At 59.6% G+C, this 18,175-nt stretch carries 16 protein-coding genes and 1 riboswitch; of the genes, 8 read left to right on the forward strand and 8 right to left on the reverse strand.

Annotated features, from left to right (window positions below; translation table 11 throughout):
- Nucleotides 1-10: 10 nt before the first annotated feature.
- From G5171_RS16975 to G5171_RS16985, 3 genes are all read right to left on the reverse strand, one after another.
- Nucleotides 11-1,120: an MJ1255/VC2487 family glycosyltransferase gene (locus G5171_RS16975; RefSeq protein ID WP_421222433.1), complete on the reverse strand. Its 1,110-nt coding sequence runs from the start codon at nucleotides 1,118-1,120 to the stop codon at nucleotides 11-13.
- Nucleotides 1,117-1,620: a phosphatase PAP2 family protein gene (locus tag G5171_RS16980; RefSeq protein WP_042052499.1), complete on the reverse strand. Its 504-nt coding sequence runs from the start codon at nucleotides 1,618-1,620 to the stop codon at nucleotides 1,117-1,119. Before G5171_RS16980 ends, G5171_RS16975 begins: the two co-directional genes overlap by 4 nt.
- 126 nt (nucleotides 1,621-1,746) lie before the next feature.
- Nucleotides 1,747-2,367, reverse strand: a complete 621-nt coding sequence (locus tag G5171_RS16985) for a TetR/AcrR family transcriptional regulator (protein WP_236348182.1) — start codon at nucleotides 2,365-2,367, stop codon at nucleotides 1,747-1,749.
- A gap of 408 nt (nucleotides 2,368-2,775) precedes the next feature.
- Here G5171_RS16985 and leuA point away from each other — a divergent pair, with 408 nt between their 5' ends.
- The 5 genes from leuA to G5171_RS17010 all read left to right on the forward strand — a co-directional run bounded on the left by leuA (nucleotide 2,776) and on the right by G5171_RS17010 (nucleotide 8,706).
- The gene (gene leuA / locus G5171_RS16990; RefSeq protein ID WP_288728112.1) at nucleotides 2,776-4,338 is read left to right on the forward strand and encodes a 2-isopropylmalate synthase; all 1,563 of its coding nucleotides are present in this window, start codon (nucleotides 2,776-2,778) and stop codon (nucleotides 4,336-4,338) included.
- A gap of 192 nt (nucleotides 4,339-4,530) precedes the next feature.
- Complete coding sequence (gene leuB, locus G5171_RS16995; RefSeq protein WP_288728110.1) at nucleotides 4,531-5,616, forward strand: 3-isopropylmalate dehydrogenase; 1,086 nt, start codon at nucleotides 4,531-4,533, stop codon at nucleotides 5,614-5,616.
- 33 nt (nucleotides 5,617-5,649) lie between these two features.
- A complete protein-coding gene (gene leuC, locus G5171_RS17000; RefSeq protein WP_182938880.1) occupies nucleotides 5,650-7,047 on the forward strand; it encodes a 3-isopropylmalate dehydratase large subunit in 1,398 nt (465 codons plus the stop codon).
- 12 nt (nucleotides 7,048-7,059) lie between these two features.
- A complete protein-coding gene (gene leuD, locus G5171_RS17005; RefSeq protein ID WP_042031829.1) occupies nucleotides 7,060-7,659 on the forward strand; it encodes a 3-isopropylmalate dehydratase small subunit in 600 nt (199 codons plus the stop codon).
- 117 nt (nucleotides 7,660-7,776) lie between these two features.
- Nucleotides 7,777-8,706, forward strand: a complete 930-nt coding sequence (locus G5171_RS17010) for a transglutaminase domain-containing protein (protein WP_257125022.1) — start codon at nucleotides 7,777-7,779, stop codon at nucleotides 8,704-8,706.
- Nucleotides 8,707-8,738: 32 nt separating this feature from the next.
- Here G5171_RS17010 and G5171_RS17015 read toward each other — a convergent pair whose 3' ends face one another.
- On the reverse strand, nucleotides 8,739-9,032 hold the full coding sequence (locus tag G5171_RS17015) for a PilZ domain-containing protein (protein WP_421260471.1): 294 nt from the start codon (nucleotides 9,030-9,032) through the stop codon (nucleotides 8,739-8,741).
- An 89-nt stretch (nucleotides 9,033-9,121) separates the two neighbouring features.
- A riboswitch (TPP riboswitch) is annotated at nucleotides 9,122-9,212 on the forward strand.
- A 60-nt stretch (nucleotides 9,213-9,272) separates the two neighbouring features.
- On the opposite strand from G5171_RS17015, the gene thiB reads away from it, so the two are divergent.
- The 3 genes from thiB (at nucleotide 9,273) to thiQ (ending at nucleotide 12,649) form a co-directional block, all read left to right on the forward strand.
- Nucleotides 9,273-10,253: a thiamine ABC transporter substrate binding subunit gene (gene thiB / locus G5171_RS17020; protein WP_219264879.1), complete on the forward strand. Its 981-nt coding sequence runs from the start codon at nucleotides 9,273-9,275 to the stop codon at nucleotides 10,251-10,253.
- Nucleotides 10,250-11,872 carry a thiamine/thiamine pyrophosphate ABC transporter permease gene (gene thiP, locus G5171_RS17025; protein WP_421251412.1) on the forward strand — a complete coding sequence of 541 codons (1,623 nt, stop codon included), beginning with the start codon at nucleotides 10,250-10,252 and terminating at the stop codon, nucleotides 11,870-11,872. Before thiB ends, thiP begins: the two co-directional genes overlap by 4 nt.
- Before the next feature lie 81 nt (nucleotides 11,873-11,953).
- Nucleotides 11,954-12,649, forward strand: coding sequence for a thiamine ABC transporter ATP-binding protein (gene thiQ / locus G5171_RS17030; protein WP_421251407.1), 696 nt, complete (start codon nucleotides 11,954-11,956; stop codon nucleotides 12,647-12,649).
- 82 nt (nucleotides 12,650-12,731) lie between these two features.
- Here thiQ and G5171_RS17035 read toward each other — a convergent pair whose 3' ends face one another.
- The 4 genes from G5171_RS17035 to G5171_RS17050 all read right to left on the reverse strand — a co-directional run bounded on the left by G5171_RS17035 (nucleotide 12,732) and on the right by G5171_RS17050 (nucleotide 17,828).
- The gene (locus G5171_RS17035) at nucleotides 12,732-14,102 is read right to left on the reverse strand and encodes a PhoH family protein (RefSeq protein ID WP_005358170.1); all 1,371 of its coding nucleotides are present in this window, start codon (nucleotides 14,100-14,102) and stop codon (nucleotides 12,732-12,734) included.
- A 220-nt stretch (nucleotides 14,103-14,322) separates the two neighbouring features.
- Nucleotides 14,323-15,006, reverse strand: coding sequence for an NrdJb (locus G5171_RS17040; RefSeq protein WP_021231985.1), 684 nt, complete (start codon nucleotides 15,004-15,006; stop codon nucleotides 14,323-14,325).
- Nucleotides 15,007-15,016: 10 nt separating this feature from the next.
- Nucleotides 15,017-17,164, reverse strand: a complete 2,148-nt coding sequence (locus tag G5171_RS17045; protein WP_421251408.1) for an adenosylcobalamin-dependent ribonucleoside-diphosphate reductase — start codon at nucleotides 17,162-17,164, stop codon at nucleotides 15,017-15,019.
- 211 nt (nucleotides 17,165-17,375) lie between these two features.
- A complete protein-coding gene (locus G5171_RS17050; RefSeq protein WP_005349109.1) occupies nucleotides 17,376-17,828 on the reverse strand; it encodes a pullulanase in 453 nt (150 codons plus the stop codon).
- Nucleotides 17,829-18,175: the final 347 nt, after the last annotated feature.

Consider the following 18,175-nt stretch of genomic DNA (forward strand, 5'->3'; position numbering starts at 1 on the left):
GCCTTTCAGTCTAGTCAACAACGCTCACTTGCGATAACCAGCCAGCGGATAAACGCTCTCCCCCATCCAGCTCGCTCAGGCGATCACTCACCTCCTCCGGAAACAGGGTGCGAGCCCAGAGCCGACGAGACAGAGAGGCCACGCTCTCGTCAGCACCCGCAGCCAGCCAGCGGGCCAACTCCCCCGCCACATCGGGGTAACAGACCGCACCCGGCGAGGCGCTGTCGAGCCAGGTACGCACCAGATTGGCATCGAGCACATCCATCAGGGTCGCCAGCCCCATCATCTCCAGAGTCTTGCCATTGGACAGCTGCTCGAACTGGCCGACAAGGGGCTTGACCAGCAGCTTCTTGCCAAGGGTGAGCGCCTCGGAAGCGAGCTCGAAACCCGCGTTGGAGATGACGCCGCGACAACCGGCCAGCACGGCGATAAATCCTTGCCGCGACGGCGGTTCGAAGCGCAGGTTGCGCCACTGGCTCGGGGTGCGAATGGCGGGATGAAAGCAGACGAAGCGCTGCTGACCAAAGCGCGACAACAGGGCTGCGATCGCCTCGCTCTGCTCGAACGGCAGATAGACCAGGATCTCGCCGTTATCCGGCGCGGCGGCGATGGGGTCGATCACCGGTGGTAGCAAGGGGTGGCCGAAGTGAAACCAGTGCAGCCCGAGCGGCTGATCCACTGGGGCAAAGTGGCGCATCAGCTGACGGCTGATCCCATTCTCCCCCCAGCGCGGGATGGGCCAGTTGAAGCTGGCCTGATGGCTGACGGTGAGGCTTGGCTTGCCATAGCGGCGGGCGGCGTGGGCGGTCAGCGGCTCAAAGTCGCTCACCACCAGATCGTATTCGCTGCAGTCGAGAGACCGCAGATCCCGCCAGAAGGTGAGCGGCGAGGCGGCTTGCAGGGTGCGCCACGGAGAAACTCGCCCCTCGTGACTGACAAAAGTGAGGCCGGGAAAGGCGCGGTAGGCGCCAAACTCCTCCATGTCGAAGTAGCAGTCGGCGGAGCGGCCGCTAAAGAGATAATCCACCTCGACCCCTGCCGTGCGCAGCGCCCGCGCCAGGGTGCGACTGCGACTGATGTGGCCGTTGCCGGTGCCCTGCACTCCGAACAGTATCCTCATGAATGGCTCCAACCGAGCGCCAGCACGGCGCAAGCGCCCCCCAGCAGAGCACCGGCTACCAGATCGCTCAGGTAGTGTACCCCGAGCAGCAACCGGGATGCCCCCACCAGTGCCGCCCAGCCAAACAGCAGGGGTGCCCAGAGCGGAAAACCGGTGGCCAGTATGGTGGCCATCAGAAAGGCTGCGGCGGTATGGCCGGAGGGAAGGCTGTAGCGATCGGAAGGGGTGATAAAGACCGGCAAACCGACTGGCCGTTGCCGTTTCAGGCTGTTTTTCAGCAGCAGATAGAGGGGCAGTTCGATGGCGAAGGCAAGCAGCGCCAGTCGAACCAGTTCACGCTCTGCCTCCCCCAGCCACCAGAGCAAGGCGGCCAGCACGGCGTAAAGCGGGCCATCACCGGTGCGGGAAATGAGACGACTCACCCTCGCCTGCTGCCGGTTGTAACCGTGAAGCAGGCAGACCCGGCACACCTGAAGGTCCCATTGCTGGATCTTGTTCATATCTCCTCCTTCCCTGAATTCTGCTTGCAGAGTAGGAAGGCGGGATGACAGGACGTTGAACAAGGGATAACAGATTTATGAAAAAAGGGCCTAATGGCCCTTTTAAATTTCGATGTAGCGACAAAATCAGTGGTTGCCGCGCAAGCCGGTCTCCATCAGACGACAGTTGTGATCCGCCAGACGGGCCATGAAGTGCTCATCCACTTTCAGGCCAAACACCTGCTCGTAGAGATCTTTCATCACAAACGGCTGCCACATCATGCTGAGGAAGGAGATCTTCAACATCTCGGGGTCCAGATCGTCCCCCAGCTCGCCGTTGGACTTCATGGTTTCCAGCAGGGCATCAAACTGCGGCAGCTGACGCTCCAGCAGACGGCTCAGCACAAAATCCCGGCCCGGGCTCTTCTCGGTCGACAATGCACTGGAGATAGCCGAGGTCAACTCGCTGTTGGGCGACATCACCTGATAGTAGGTGTTGAGCAGCTCGTTCAAGCTGTGATTGCTGTGCTCATCTTGCCAGGCATGGTCGAGAGGCTCGGCCACATCGCCCAGCACCGCTTTGTAAAGACCCTCTTTACTGCCGAAGTAGTAGTGGATCATTGCCAGATTGGAGCCAGCAAGCTCCGCGATTTCGCGTGTAGTCACCTTGCTATAGGGAGTATTGAGAAAACGCTCACGGGCGGCAGCAAGCAACTTGTCACGAATGTCAGAACGTCCGACCGGACGACCAGGTCTACGTTTTTCCATTTAACACCTCAGATAATTCAGCCAATGCTGATAAGTCGATCTGGTTGTGCAGAGAATAGAGCACAGCAGGAATGACCAGATAATCGGTCATGGGCCGAATATGGGACAAGGAAATTTGCAATCCTTTACAATCCGATTAAATACGTCAGCAGATTGCCCCTGACCTTCCGTGTTGACACAGCATAAAAATCTCGATATTGGTAAAAGCGTTATCGACTGGAAGGAATAACAACGTCATGCGTATCGCCACCCCGCTACTACTAATCTCCCTAATCGCGTTAACTCGCGCGGGATCCTTGTAGCCGGGCTAAGGCATAGCCGGAATTTACAAAAACCCGTGCACCCTGCACGGGTTTTTTTATGCCGCCGCAGGATGCACGTTACCGAACTTAGGAAGAGGGAAGTCACATGTCAGATCGGGTCATCATATTCGACACCACCTTGCGTGATGGTGAGCAGGCCCTGGCGGCCAGTTTGACAGTCAAGGAGAAGCTGCAGATCGCCCAGGCACTGGAGCGACTCGGTGTCGACGTCATGGAGGTGGGCTTCCCAGTCTCCTCTCCCGGCGATTTTCAATCGGTGCAGACCATCGCCCGCCACATCAAAAACAGCCGGGTCTGCGCCCTCGCCCGCGCCTTGCCCAAGGATATCGACGCCGCCGGCGAAGCCTTGCGGGTCGCCGAGGCGTTTCGCATCCATACCTTTATCTCCACCTCCTCCATCCATGTGGAGAGCAAGCTGAAAAAGAGCTTCGAGGATGTGCTGGAGATGGGGATCGGCGCCATCAAGCACGCCCTGCGCTACACCGATGATGTGGAGTTCTCCTGCGAGGATGCGGGCCGCACGCCGATCGATAATCTCTGCCGCATGGTGGAGGCCGCCATCAAGGCGGGGGCCCGTACCATCAATATCCCCGATACCGTGGGCTACACGGTACCGACCGAGTTCTCCGGCATCATCCACACCCTGTTCAACCGGGTCCCCAATATCGACAAGGCGATCATCTCGGTCCACTGCCACGACGATCTGGGGCTCTCGGTGGCCAACTCCATCGGCGCGGTGCAAATGGGAGCCCGCCAGATCGAGTGCACCATCAACGGCATCGGCGAGCGGGCGGGCAACTGCTCGCTGGAAGAGGTGGCGATGATCCTCAAAACCCGCGCCGACCTGCTCGGGGTGCAAACCAATATCCGCCACAACGAAATTCATCGTACCAGCACGCTGGTCAGCCAGCTGTGCAATATGCCGGTGCAGCCCAACAAGGCGATCGTCGGGGCCAACGCCTTCTCCCACAGCTCCGGCATCCATCAGGATGGGGTGCTCAAGGCGAAAAATACCTACGAAATCATCACTCCCGAGAGCATTGGCCTGACCCAGAACAACCTCAACATGACCTCCCGCTCCGGCCGTCACGTTATCAAGCACCGGATGGAGTCCATGGGGTATGCCGAGAGCAGCTACGACCTCGACCACCTCTACGCCAAGTTCCTGACCCTGGCCGACAAGAAGGGGCAGGTGTTCGACTACGACCTCGAAGCGCTGGCCTTCTTCAGCCAGATCCACGAAGAGCCGGAGCACTTCAAGCTGGAGTACCTCGGGGTCCAGAGCGGCAGTTCGGTACTGGCCACCGCCTCGGTCAAATTGAAGGTGGGTCAGGATCTGATTTGCGAAGCGGCCACCGGCAACGGCCCGGTGGATGCGGTCTACCAGTGCATCAACCGCATCACCGGCTATGAGATCCGCATCGATAAATATGCCCTCAAGAGCAAGGGCGAAGGGGAAGATGCCCTCGGTCAGGTCGATATCGTCGCCGAGTACAAAGGGCGCAAATTCCACGGCATGGGGCTGGCTACCGACATCATCGAATCCTCGGCCCATGCCCTGCTCCATGTGATCAACAGCATCTGGCGCGCCGATCAGGTGGCCGAGCAGATGGAACGCAATAACAGCATCAAATCAGAAACCGTCTGAGCCGAACTCGATACCAAACAGACGGAATGGAATGACAGCATCAAATCGGAAACCGTCTGAGCAGGACTCGCAGCCACACAGACGGCATGGAATGACAACATCAGGACGGGGAACGTCTGAACCGGGAACCGCGCGCAGCGTCGGGAAAAACGGGCAGAGGGATCTCAAAGACAATATCAGGATGGAGAGTGTATGAGCAGTTATCGGATCGCAGTATTGCCGGGTGACGGCATTGGCCCGGAAGTGATGGCCGAGGCCGTCAAGGTGCTGGAAAAGGTGCAGGCCAGGTTCGGCTTTGCCTTCGAATATGATCGCCACGACGTGGGCGGCATCGCCATCGACAACCACGGCACCCCGCTGCCGCAGAGCACCATCGCTGGCTGTGAAGCGGCCGACGCCGTGCTGTTCGGCTCGGTGGGCGGCCCGAAATGGGAACATCTGCCACCCAACGATCAGCCTGAGCGTGGCGCCCTGCTGCCCCTGCGCGCCCACTTCAAGCTGTTCTGCAACCTGCGTCCGGCCCGTATCTATACCGGTCTGGAACAGTTCTCCCCGCTGCGTGCCGACATCTCCGATCGCGGTTTTGACATCGCCTGCGTGCGCGAGCTGACCGGCGGCATCTACTTCGGTCAGCCCAAGGGGCGTGAAGGGGAAGGCCCCACCGAGAAGGCATTCGACACCGAGGTATACCATCGCTTCGAGATCGAGCGCATCGCCAAGATAGCCTTCGAATCCGCCCGCGTGCGCAAGGCCAAGGTCACCTCCATCGACAAGGCCAACGTGCTCGCCTCCTCCATTCTGTGGCGTGAGGTGGTGACGCAAGTTGCCAAGGATTATCCCGATGTCGAACTGAACCATATGTATATCGACAACGCCACTATGCAGCTCATCAAGGATCCGTCCCAGTTCGACGTGCTGCTCTGCTCCAACCTGTTCGGTGACATCCTCTCCGACGAGTGCGCCATGATCACCGGCTCCATGGGACTTCTCCCCTCCGCCAGCCTCAACGAATCGGGTTTCGGCCTGTTCGAACCGGCCGGTGGTTCGGCCCCGGATATCGCCGGCAAAGGGATTGCCAACCCCATCGCCCAGATCCTCTCCGCCGCCCTGATGCTGCGCTACAGCCTGGGTCAAGAGGCTGCCGCCCAGGCCATTGAGCAGGCCGTGGCCCAGACCCTGGCCGAGGGTTACTTCACCGCCGACCTGCATCAGGCCAGCGCCCGCCATCCGGTGCAGAGCACGTCCGAGATGGGTAGCCAGATCGCCGCCCGGATCTGAGCCGCATAACAGAGAACAAGGAAGAGAGAAGCAATGGCCAAGACCCTCTATCAGAAAGTATTCGACGCCCACGTGGTACGGGAAGTGGAAGGGGAGACCCCCCTCATCTACATCGACCGCCATCTGGTGCATGAAGTGACCAGCCCGCAGGCATTCGACGGCCTGCGCGCCATGAATCGCCAGCTGCGCCGCCCGGATCTGACTTGGGCTACCATGGATCACAACGTCTCCACCACCACCAAGGACATCGCCGCCTCCGGCGAGATGGCCCGCATCCAGATGGAGACGCTGGCCGACAACTGTAAAGAGTTCGGGGTTCGCCTCTACGATCTCAACCACAAATATCAGGGGATCGTCCATGTGATGGGCCCCGAGCTCGGCATTACCCTGCCCGGCACTACCATCGTCTGCGGTGACTCCCACACTGCCACCCACGGCGCCTTCGGCTCGCTGGCGTTCGGCATCGGCACCTCCGAGGTGGAGCATGTGATGGCCACCCAGACCCTGAAACAGGGCCGCGCCAAGACCATGCGCATTTCGGTTAACGGCAAACTGGCCGAGGGCATCAGCGCCAAGGACGTGGTGCTGGCCATTATAGGCCGGGTCGGCCACGCCGGCGGTACCGGCTATGTGGTGGAATTCGCTGGCGAGGCCATCGAAGGCCTCACCATGGAAGGGCGGATGACGGTGTGCAACATGGCCATCGAGCTTGGCGCCAAGGCCGGCATGATCGCCCCCGACCAGACCACCATCGACTACATCCGTGGCAAGGAGTTCGCTCCCAAGGGCGAGGCGCTGGAACAGGCCATCGCCTACTGGCAGAGCCTCAAGAGCGACGAAGGTGCCCACTTCGATGCCGAGGTAGTGCTCGACGCCGCCGACATCGCCCCGCAGGTCACCTGGGGCACCAATCCGGGTCAGGTGATCGCCGTCAATGAACCCATTCCGGCGCCGGAATCCTTCAGCGACCTGATGGAGCAGCAATCCGCCCGCAAGGCACTCGCCTACATGGATCTGCAGCCTGGTCAGAAGCTCTCCGACGTCGCCATCGACAAGGTGTTTATCGGATCGTGCACCAACAGCCGCATCGAGGATCTGCGTGCTGCCGCCGCCATCGCCCGCGGTCGCAAGGTGGCCGCTGGCGTGCAGGCGCTGGTGGTGCCTGGCTCCGAGCAGGTGAAGGCACAAGCCGAAGCCGAGGGGCTCGACAAGATCTTCATCGAGGCCGGTTTTGAGTGGCGCCTGCCCGGCTGCTCCATGTGTCTGGCAATGAACAACGACCGGCTGCAACCGGGGGAGCGCTGCGCCTCCACCAGCAACCGCAACTTCGAAGGACGTCAGGGCCGCGCCGGCCGCACCCATCTGGTGAGCCCGGCCATGGCCGCCGCCGCCGCCGTCACCGGCCGCTTCGCCGACATTCGTGCACTGTAAGAGGAACCAATGATGACAGGATTCAAACAGCATAAAGGGATCGTCGTCCCCCTCGACAGCGCCAACGTCGACACCGACGCCATCATTCCCAAACAGTTTTTGCAAAAAGTAAACCGCATCGGTTTTGGCAAGCACCTGTTCCACGACTGGCGCTTCCTGGACGATGCCGGCCAGCAGCCCAACCCCGAGTTCGTGCTCAACCAACCGCAATTCGCCGGTGCCAGCATTCTGCTGGCCCGCGAGAACTTCGGCTGCGGCTCGAGCCGCGAGCACGCCCCTTGGGCGCTGGCGGACTACGGCTTCAAAACCATCATTGCCCCGAGCTTTGCCGACATTTTCTACGGCAACGCCATCAACAACGGCATGGTGCCGGTACGCCTGAAGGAGGAGGAGGTCGATGCCCTGTTCCAGCTGGTGGCCGCCAAGCCGGGCATCGAGATCGAGGTGGATCTGGAGGCCAATCAGGTGCGCGCCGGTGAGCTCAGCTTCGGTTTCGAGATCGACGAGTTCCGCCGTTACTGCCTGCTCAACGGGTTGGATGCCATCGGTCTGACCCTGCAGCACGAGGCCGCCATCAGCGCCTTTGAGGCGAAGCAACCGAGCTGGATTTAACACGCCAGTTGCAAAAAAACGAGTAGAATCAACAGGGAGCTTCGCCTCCCTGTTTTACTGTCCGCTACGCTTCCCACTTTGGGCCACCGGAACTGGTCCGCGTCACAGGAAAGGATGATGAAGAGACCGACGGCAATTCCTCTGCTCTGTGCCCTGCTGCTTGCCCTGCCTGCGGGGGCCAATCAAACCAGCTTCAACAACAGCCTCGGCCAGATCAGCGTCGGCTGGCATGATAGCGAAGGTAAACCCCAACAGCTCACCTACCGGCTCGAACAGGGCAAGTTGCCGCCCCTTATCGCCTATCGCCCGGCGAGAATGCAGGAGGAGGTGTTGCAGGTGTTGCTGCGGGAGGTGCGCCAGAACTACCCCGAGGTGCAGTTCACCCTCGCCCGTCCCTCACTGGAGCTGCATCTGAAAAGCCGCAATCAGGACAAGGCGCGCGAGGCGATGGCCTTTCTGCAGTCCAAGCGGAGCAAAGAGGAGCAGGCGTGGCTGACCAAACACTACTTCCAGTACTTCAACACCCCGGACGGGCAGCTGGCGGTGAAGCAGGACCATGTGCGCATCGCGCTGGAGAGTCGCAGCGGGCTGGCTCCACTGGCGGATCAACTCAAGCAGCAAGGCAGTACCGAAACGGAAGCTCGCCAGAAGACCGTGGCCCATATGCTCACCTTTATCCAGAGCATCCCCTATCAGCAGCTCGACAGCCTGAACGGCAGGCAGGGCAAGGGATTTCTATCCCCCCGTCAGGTGCTGGAGCAGAACCGGGGTGATTGCGACAGCAAGGTAACCCTGATGGCCGCCATGCTGGCCCAGCTCTTTCCCGAGCTGAAACAGGCGATGGTGTTCGTCCCGGGCCATGCCCTGCTGGCCGTTGATCTGCCCGCCAAGCCGGGGGATGCAACCCTCAACTGGCAGGGGCAAAACTACCTGCTGCTCGAACCCACAGGCCCCGCCACCTTGCCTGCGGGGCAAATAGCATCGACCAGCAAAACGCTGGTCGATAGCAAGCAGTTGAGCGTGCAGCCGGTTCAGGAGAAAGGGTAATCCCCTCCCTCTGCCGATGGGGAGAATACGGCTTAACTCTGAGGCAGAAACTCTACCGCCAGCAGCAACCCGCTCTCCTCCTCCAGTACCCGTATAATACGCGCATGAGCTTCAAAGGGGGGCAACAGGTTGTTGTTGGTGGCAAGACTGATCCGGATGGGCTGATTGATGTCGAGCTGGTGTTCAGAGACCGCAATCCCCATGCCGTTGGCACTGAGATCCCGGCAGATCCCCTCCAGCTCCAGCTGCTGCTGCTGATAGACGGTGACCGGAGCATTGATGACCATGCGCGCAAAGGCACGCCTTTCCTTGGTATTGGTAAGCACGCAAACATCCTCTGTTGGGTGGGCGTCATCTCATGGGTATTGCACAATTGTGCTGGTCTACCCAAAAGAACGTTAATACAATGCGGTTCGTTTCTCAAACGGGGTGCGGTTTACCGCTGAGATTATACCCGTGTACCTGATCCAGATAATGCTGGCGGAGGAATTTGAGGCATGGCGCTCATTTTTTGCGCCCTCACCCGCTGGCACCTCGTTATTAACAAGTAATAGGGAGTGCCACCCATGAAGACCCTGCTGCTGGTCACCACCGGCCTGCTGTCGGCCAATGTGTTCGCCGCCGATACTCTCACCGTCTACACCTACAGCTCCTTCACTGCCGAGTGGGGACCCGGGCCCAAGATCAAACAGGCCTTCGAGAAAGAGTGCGGCTGCACCCTCAATCTGGTTCCCCTCGAAGATGGGGTAGCCATCCTCAACCGGTTGCGGCTGGAGGGCAACCACAGCAAGGCCGATATGGTACTGGGGCTCGACGATGCCCTCATCAGCGAAGCCAAGCAGAGCGGCCTGTTCGCCCCCCATCCCGCCAAGCTGGATGGCATCAAGGTGCCAGGTGGCTGGCAGGACGACACCTTTGTCCCCTACGACTATGGCTACTTCGCCTTCGTCTACGACAAGAGCAAGCTCAAGACCCCGCCCAAAAGCCTGAAAGAGCTGGTGGAGCGCCCCGATCTCAAGGTGATCTATCAGGATCCCCGTACCTCCACCCCGGGGCAGGGGTTGATGCTGTGGATGAAGTCTGTCTACGGCGACAAGGCGCCTGCAGCCTGGGCCGAGCTTGCCAAGAAGACGGTCACCGTCACCAAGGGCTGGTCAGAGGCCTATGGCATGTTCCTCGATGGCGAAGCGGACATGGTGCTCTCCTACACCACCTCTCCGGCCTATCACCTGATAGCCGAGAACAAGCCCCAGTATCAGGCTGCGGCGTTTGAGGAGGGTCACTACCGTCAGGTAGAAGTGGCTGCCAAGCTGAAGAGCGCCAAACAGGAGAAGCTGGCTGACCAGTTCCTGCAATTTATGGTGAGCCCCGCCTTCCAGCAGGAAATCCCGACCGGCAACTGGATGTATCCGGTGATCGACACGCCGCTACCCAAGGGCTTCGAGCAGATGATCACCGTAGCCAAGCCGCTCGCCTTCAGCAGCGATGAGGTGGCAGCCAATCGCAAAGGATGGATCCGCGAGTGGCTGCAAGCCGTCACCCAGTGAGCCTTCATCTGAAACCACAGGCTCGTCCCCTCTGGTGGTTGCCGGGCAGTGCAGCCACCCTGTTGATCCTGCTGTTATCCCTCGGGCCGCTGGTGGCACTGTTGTGGCAGGCCGGTTCGCTGGCCCCGCGCACTTTGCTGGCAGACCCCTATCTGCGCCATGTGCTGGGCTTCAGTCTGGGGCAGGCACTGCTCTCCACCCTGCTGAGCCTGGGGCTCGCCATTCCGATGGCTCGCGCGCTGGCACGGCGGCGCTTCATTGGCCGAACCCTGCTGATCAAGTTGTTTGGCCTCTCGCTGGTACTACCGGTCATCATCGCCATCTTCGGTATCGTGGCGGTACACGGCAAACAGGGGTGGCTACCGCAACTGCTACGGTCACTGGGGCTGGATCCCGGCAACTACCTCTACGGCCTGTTCGGCATCCTGCTGGCCCACGTCTTCTTCAACATGCCGCTGGCGGCCCGCCTGATGCTGCAGAGCATAGAGAGCATCCCCGAATCGAGCTGGCGCCTCGCCAGCCAGCTCGGCATGCGCTCATCCCATATCTTCCGGCTGCTGGAGTGGCCACTGATCCGCGGCATATTGCCCGGGCTGGCCAGCCTTATCTTCATGCTCTGCTTCACCAGCTTCACTACCGTGCTGGCGCTGGGCGGCGGCCCCAAATCGACCACACTGGAGGTAGCCGTCTATCAGGCGCTACGCTTTGACTTCGATCTCGCCACCGCGGGCGGACTGGCGCTGGTGCAGCTGATCCTGACCGCCGCCCTGCTCGCCCTGCAGCACAAGTTGCAGAGTACCCCGGCCAGCAGGGTAACCCCACGTCGCCCCTGCCTGCGGCCGGACCGTCATCAGCCGGGCACGGCCGTGGTGGATCTGCTCTCGCTCTGTATCGGCCTCGCCATCTTTCTGCCACCGCTGCTGGCCATCGTCGTCGCTGGCCTCCACCCCGGTCTGCTGACGGCGCTCACTTCCGCCAAACTGTGGCAGGCGAGCGGCCAGTCGCTGCTGATTGCGCTGGCGGCGGGCACCTTGGCGACCCTGCTCGGCAGCGGCCTGCTGCTCACCAGCCGTCACCTCAAGGTACGCACCCGCCAGCGGCGGGCTGCCGCTCTGTGGGAGGCAAGCGGCTCGATGATCCTGATGATCCCGGCAGTGGTGCTCTCTACCGGTCTCTTCATCCTGTTTATGCCGTTCGCTGATGTGTTCGCCCTCGGCCCCTGGCTGGTGGTGCTGGTCAACGCCCTGATGGCGCTACCCTACGTGCTGCGCACCCTCTCCGCCCCCATGCAGCTGGTGGTGCGCCAATACGACCGGCTGGCGGATAGCTTGGGGGTACGCGGCCTGCATCGCCTGCGACTGGTGGAGTGGCCGCTGCTGCGCCGCCCGCTAGCACTAGCGATGGCGCTGTCGATGATCCTCTCGCTGGGGGATCTCGGTGCCATCGCCATGTTTGGCAGTCAGGAGCTCACCACCCTGCCCTGGCTGCTCTACCAGCAGCTTGGCAGCTATCGATTGACCGAGGCAGCCGCCACCGCTCTGCTGTTGCTGACACTCTGTTTCTCCCTGTTCTGGCTGGTGGAGCGGGGTCTTGGAGGAAAAAATGGCGAGCAACATTGAGATACTAAACGCCTTGCGCCCCTGTGCCAGCGTTTCTGCGGCTGCTCCGGCTGGTGGAACGGACCCTTTGAGGAGGAAAACATGCTGAACATTGATACGCTTGCAACCAGCTACCCCGACTGGCGCGTCAGCTTCAGCGCAACCCTGCCCAAGGGGGAAATCACCGCACTGATCGGCCCAAGCGGCGCGGGCAAGTCGACCCTGCTCGGGATGATCGCCGGCTTCGTGCCGGTGGAGTCAGGCCGCCTCAGCTTCGATGGCGAAGATCTGCTGCCGCTGGGCCCGGCCGAGCGACCAGTCACCACCCTGTTTCAGGATCACAACCTGTTCCTCCACCTGTCGGTGTTCGACAATATCGCCATCGGCTTGCACCCGGGGCTGCGCCTGAGTGCCGCCCAACGGGCACAGGTGATCGATGCAGCCGAGCGGGTTGGTCTTGGCGAGATGCTAAACCGTCTGCCGGAGCAGCTCTCCGGCGGCCAGCAGCAGCGGGTTGGGCTGGCTCGCGCGCTGGTGCGCGGCAAACCGCTGCTGCTGCTGGATGAGCCCTTCTCTGCCCTCGATCCCGCCCTGCGCCGGGAGATGCTGGCCGAAGTGGCGCGCCTCGCCTGCGAACAGGGCATTACCGTGTTGATGGTTTCCCACAATCCGGAGGATGCCCAGCTTATCGCCGATCAGGTGCTGTTTGTCGACGAGGGACGCATCGCCCTGCAAGGCAAACCGGATATTCTGCAAAACAGCAACCACCCGGGGCTGCTGCGCTACCTTGGACAGTGACCCAAGGACACTGAAGTGGTAACGGGATAAAAAAAGGGAGGCCAAGTGGCTTCCCTTTTTCATATGAAGATAGTCAGCTAAATCAGAGATTTTCCTCGGCGAACGAGGCCAGTCGGCTGCGTACCACGCCGTTGAGGAAGATGTTGGCACTGCCGTCAAAATCCTTGAAACGCTCGACGATGTAGGTCAGACCCGAGGTCACCGGGCTCAGGTAGTTAGAGTCGATCTGGGCCAGGTTACCGGAGCAGACGATCTTGGTGCCCTCGCCGCAGCGGGTGATGATGGTCTTGATCTGGGACGCGGTCAGGTTCTGGCACTCATCCAGCAGCACGAAGGTGTTCTGGATGCTGCGCCCGCGCATGAAGTTGACCGATTTGAACTGGATGTTGGCCTTCTCCATGATGTAGCTGAGCGAGCCGCTCATGTTCTCGTCCTGCTTGTGCAGCACCTCCAGGGTGTCGGTCACCGCCGCCAGCCAGGGCATCATCTTCTCCTCTTCGGTGCCGGGCAGGAAGCCGATGCTCTCAGCAATTTCCGGGGTATTCCGGGTGACGATCACCTTCTCGTAAATGCCCTTCTCAATCACCAGCTCCAAAGCCGCCGCCATGGCCAGCAAGGTTTTGCCGCAACCCGCAGGGCCGGTCAGGATCACCAGATCGATGTGCGGATCGAGCAGTGCATCCAGCGCCATCCCCTGATAGACATTCTTGGGATGGACACCCCACGCCTTGCGGGACATCAGTCGCTCGCGGCCCAGATCCTTGATGCGGATCTTGTTGCCATCGTGGCTGAGCACCCGGGCGGCGAAGAAATTCTCTTCATCCACCAGATACTGGTTTACATGAACCCCTTCCAGCAGATTGGCATCGATCACATGGATGGTGTCGCGGCCATGGGTCTCGCTCTCGCACTCGCCAACCCGCTCCCAGAAGCTGCCGGGCACCACCTGAAAGCCTTTGGCCAGCAGGCGGATATCATCGATCAGCTGGTCACTACGGTAATCTTCAACGTGAGCAAGCCCGGCCCCCTTGGCCTTGAGGCGCATGTTGATGTCTTTGGTGACCAGCACCACCTGACGCTTCAACTCGTGCTTTTGCAGATAGAGGGCCGCGTTGATGATGCGGTTGTCGGCCTCCTTGTCGGTAAAGACCTCGGCATCCTGCGGCAGATGGTGATCGCTGAAGATGCAGATATTGCCGCTCGCTTCGCCAGCCAGCGGCACGCCCTGGGTGATCTGATCCGGGGTTGCATCGCGGAACACATCTTCCAGCGCACGAATGGCCACCCGCGCGTCGCGGCTGACATCCTTGTTGCGATCCTTGATGTTATCGAGCTCTTCCAGCACCGTCATGGGGATGAGCACGTCGTGCTCTTTGAAGGAGTAGATAGCGAGGGGTTCGTGAAGCAGAACGTTGGTATCCAGGATAAACAGCTTTCGGTCCGTATTGTCCATAAGCATCCTCCTTGGCACTGAAGGGCCACGTGTGTGAATCTCAGATGTCATTGAAACCACACGGCCGTGACAGTTTTATTACCCTCAACGCTACGCCCGATTTTACTATCGCGCAACAAATCACTGGGCCGCCTGATTTGATTGCGCATAAAAACAGCAATACAAAGACCGGCACTGTGGCCGGTCTTTTTTCTATCGTTCAACTACTTGGGCATGTCTGTCAGCCGCACTTGGAGTCGCCACAGTTGAGGCAGGTCATGCAGCCATCCTTCAGCACCAGCGCCTTGGTGTGGCACTTGTAGCAGAGCGCGGCATTGGCCGGAAAACCACTGCTCGCCTGCTGCTCTTCAGCCTCCTGAGCGGCTTTCAACTCGGCCTGCTTCTCGGCCAGAAATGCCTGCTGATGCTCGTCCAGCCCCGGCGCCTTGAGCATGCCGATCTCGGTGAGATGGCTCTCGATCACGTTGCCAATTTCGGCGATCAGCGACGGCACATACTTGCCCTTGTTCCAGTAGCCGCCCTTGGGATCGAATACGGAACGCAGCTCCTCGACCAGGAAGGTGACATCCCCCCCCTTGCGGAATACCGCCGAGATGATGCGGGTCAGCGCCACGATCCACTGGTAGTGCTCCAGACTCTTGGAGTTGATGAAAATCTCGAACGGACGGCGAGTTTCGTGCACCGTGCCCTCGTTGAGAATAATGTCGTTGATGGTGATGAACAGCGAGTGCTCGGAGACATGCTCCGGCGTCTTCAGCTTGTAGGTAGTACCCATCAGCCGCTCCGGGCGCAGCACGGTTTCGTGCATGTGCACCACGTCATCCTGCGCAGAGAGATCTTCTTGCGGTTCATCCTTGGTACGCACCTTGTAGGCGACGATTTTTTTGTCGATCTTCTTGACCATAATGTCGTTCTCAGAATTTACCGTAATAGCCTTCTTTCAAGGCGTCGTAGAGGTTGGCGGCAGTGTGCAGCTCACCATCGTATTCGATCTCTTCGTTCCCCTTGACGGAGATGACGGAACCATCCTCCAGGGTGAAATCGTACAGGGTGTTCTCCAGATCCTTCTCCTTCACCAGCACGCCCTGGAAGGCCTCCGGGTTGAAACGGAAGGTGGTGCACCCCTTGAGACCGGAGTCCGAGGCATACATGTAGATGTCCTTGAACTGCTCGAACGGGAAATCGGTCGGCACGTTGGCGGTCTTGGAGATGGAGGAGTCAATCCAGCGCTGGGCCGCCGCCTGAATGTCCACATGCTGCGCCGGGGTGATGTCATCGGCAGTAATGAAATAGTCCGGCAGACGGCTCGCCTCATCATCGGCATAGGGCATGGCGGCCGGATTCACCAGCTCGCGGTAGGCCAGCAGCTCGAAGGAGTAGACATCGACGCTCTCCTTGCTCTTCTTGCCCGGCTTGATAACGTTGCGGCTGTAGTGGTGGGCAAAGCTCGGCTCGATGCCGTTGCTGGCGTTGTTGGCCAGAGACAGCGAGATGGTGCCGGTCGGCGCGATACTGCTGTGATGGGTGAAACGCCCACCCACTTCGGCCAGCTCGGCGACCAGCGCAGGATCCACTTCGGCAACCTGCTGCATGTAGCGGCTGTAGCGCGCATGCAGCACCTTGCCCTTCACCTTGTCGCCCACCTTGATGCCATCAGCCGCCATTTCCGGGCGCAGACGCAGCATCTTGCCAGTCACTTCAAACTCCTGCTCCATGATGGGGGCTGGGCCCTTCTCCTTGGCAAGACGCAGGGACTCCTGCCAGCCGGTCATCGCCAGCTCCTGGGATACCTGCTCGGTAAAGGCTACGGATGCCGCAGAGCCGTACTTGATCTGCAGCATGGTGAGGGTCGAACCAAGACCCAGGAAACCCATGCCATGCCGGCGCTTGGCTGTGATCTCCTCGCGCTGTTTGGCCAGTGGCAGTTGGTTAATCTCCACCACGTTGTCGAGCATGCGAGTAAAGATGGCCACCACCTTGCGAAACGCCTGCCAATCGAATGCCGCGTTTTCAGTAAAAGGGTCGCGCACAAACTTGGTCAGATTGACCGAGCCCAGCAGACAGGCACCGTAGGGCGGCAACGGCTGCTCACCACAGGGGTTGGTCGCGCGGATCTCTTCACAGAACCAGTTGTTGTTCATCTGGTTGACCTTGTCGATCAGGATGAAGCCGGGCTCTGCATAGTCATAGGTGGAGGTCATGATGACATTCCACAGCTTGCGGGCTGGCATGGTCTTGTAGACCTTGCAGGCGACCTGCCCCAACTCGTTGAATACAACCCCTTCCTTGTTGGGCCAGTCGGCCCATAGCACCTGAGCGGGATCGTCCAGCGCAATGCCATCCTGCTCCACCTCTTTAGCGGTGTAGGGGAAGATCAGCGACCAGGGGGCATCCTCTTTCACCGCCTTGACGAAATCTTCGGTGATGAGCAGAGAGAGGTTGAACTGACGCAGGCGGCCATCTTCACGCTTGGCCTGTATAAACTCGATCACATCGGGATGGCGGATATCCATGGTGCCCATCTGGGCGCCGCGACGGCCACCGGCTGACGAGACGGTGAAACACATCTTGTCATAGATATCCATAAAGGAGAGCGGGCCGGAAGTATAGGCACCGGCACCGGAGACAAAGGCACCGCGCGGACGCAGGGTCGAAAAATCATAACCGATGCCGCAGCCAGCCTTCAGGGTCAGCCCCGCCTCGTGCACCTTGCCGAGGATATCGTCCATCGAATCCTCGATGGTGCCTGAAACGGTACAGTTGATGGTCGAAGTGGCAGGCTTGTGTTCAAAAGCCCCGGCGTTGGAGGTGATCCGGCCCGCCGGAATGGCACCATTGCGCAGTGCCCACAGGAAAGACTCATACCAGGCCTCCGGTTCCAGCTCCTGCTCCGCCAAAGCACGGGCTACCCGCTGGTAGGTCTCATCGATAGAGCTGTCGATGGGAGTGCCATCCTTGCTCTTGAGGCGATACTTGCTATCCCAGATCTCGAGGGACGTTTCCTGCATGGGGATAAGGCGGGAGCCAAGCTCACTCTCCAGCACCGGGTTCGATTTAGCCATTTTCAATCAACCTTATGTGAATGCATCAACATCATGACAACAGCAGAAAACACAACTAATGGTGCCATCTAAAATTAATGGCACAACATATAGTACACCTGATGTCATGAGGGCGCCGATTCTAACCTAAAAAAATGCCCCGGCCAGCAGATTTCTGGGCCAGGGCACTTAACTGATTAATTTGCTGAGAGATTTAACACTCAGAGATAGATCAGGGCTTCTTGACGTAAACGGTCGGTGTTTCACCCGCCATATTCAGATAGAACTCGTAGACGCCATCAGCATCTGGTGAGAACTTCATGTCCTCATACTTGGAGCAGGGGTTGACCGGCACCGCCTCACCACCCAGTACGGCAACACCATCACTCGGGCTCTTGTAGCCAAAGTTGGTACCGCAGCTCCAGCCTGAATCAGCAAACTTGAACTTGTAGGGGGCCCACTCTTTCTTGAGGGTGCCTTTGGCCATGTAGAGCTTGTCGGCTACCTTGACTACCTTGCTTTCATCAGTCGCCATCCAGTCGTTCATCTCCCCGCGCAGGTAGATGGACTTGCCACCGAAGTCGCTGTTGTCTGCCCCCGCCTGCTCTGCACCACCATTGGATGCGCAACCGCCTAATACCAGGGTTCCCGCCGCCAGCATCATCGTTACTGTTCTCTTGAACATGAGTCTATTCCTTAAATTATTGTGATTCCTTGGTCCATCAATATGGACTGAAGAATTAAACCAGAGGAGACATCACAAGAAAGGTAGAGGCATCACATTCTGTACTTTTTGTATCCAACACATTGAATTGGTGAGCAAATATTGAACAGAAAAAGAGGTCTTTTTGGGGCTTTAGAAGGGTAATCAATGAATGACAAGAAGGGGGAAGTCTAATAATCCGGCGACGTGATGAATTTCAGGCAATAAAAAACCCCGCTCATTGAGCGGGGCTTCTTGTATTGGGTGCCTGGCAGTGTCCTACTCTCGCATGGCGAATGCCACACTACCATCGGCGCTACCGCGTTTCA

It is taken from the genome of Aeromonas sp. 600774 (genome assembly GCF_049175075.1).
GTDB lineage: Bacteria > Pseudomonadota > Gammaproteobacteria > Enterobacterales > Aeromonadaceae > Aeromonas > Aeromonas veronii_A.

Coding starts and splice junctions, on each gene's coding strand:
- G5171_RS16975 (WP_421222433.1), bottom strand. CDS start 1,120: ATGAGGATACTGTTCGGAGTGCAGGGCACCGGCAACGGCCACATCAGT.
- leuA (WP_288728112.1), top strand. CDS start 2,776: ATGTCAGATCGGGTCATCATATTCGACACCACCTTGCGTGATGGTGAG.
- leuD (WP_042031829.1), top strand. CDS start 7,060: ATGACAGGATTCAAACAGCATAAAGGGATCGTCGTCCCCCTCGACAGC.
- G5171_RS17050 (WP_005349109.1), bottom strand. CDS start 17,828: ATGTTCAAGAGAACAGTAACGATGATGCTGGCGGCGGGAACCCTGGTA.
- G5171_RS17010 (WP_257125022.1), top strand. CDS start 7,777: ATGAAGAGACCGACGGCAATTCCTCTGCTCTGTGCCCTGCTGCTTGCC.
- leuC (WP_182938880.1), top strand. CDS start 5,650: ATGGCCAAGACCCTCTATCAGAAAGTATTCGACGCCCACGTGGTACGG.
- G5171_RS17045 (WP_421251408.1), bottom strand. CDS start 17,164: ATGGCTAAATCGAACCCGGTGCTGGAGAGTGAGCTTGGCTCCCGCCTT.
- G5171_RS17040 (WP_021231985.1), bottom strand. CDS start 15,006: ATGGTCAAGAAGATCGACAAAAAAATCGTCGCCTACAAGGTGCGTACC.
- G5171_RS17035 (WP_005358170.1), bottom strand. CDS start 14,102: ATGGACAATACGGACCGAAAGCTGTTTATCCTGGATACCAACGTTCTG.
- thiB (WP_219264879.1), top strand. CDS start 9,273: ATGAAGACCCTGCTGCTGGTCACCACCGGCCTGCTGTCGGCCAATGTG.
- G5171_RS16980 (WP_042052499.1), bottom strand. CDS start 1,620: ATGAACAAGATCCAGCAATGGGACCTTCAGGTGTGCCGGGTCTGCCTG.
- leuB (WP_288728110.1), top strand. CDS start 4,531: ATGAGCAGTTATCGGATCGCAGTATTGCCGGGTGACGGCATTGGCCCG.
- G5171_RS16985 (WP_236348182.1), bottom strand. CDS start 2,367: ATGGAAAAACGTAGACCTGGTCGTCCGGTCGGACGTTCTGACATTCGT.
- thiQ (WP_421251407.1), top strand. CDS start 11,954: ATGCTGAACATTGATACGCTTGCAACCAGCTACCCCGACTGGCGCGTC.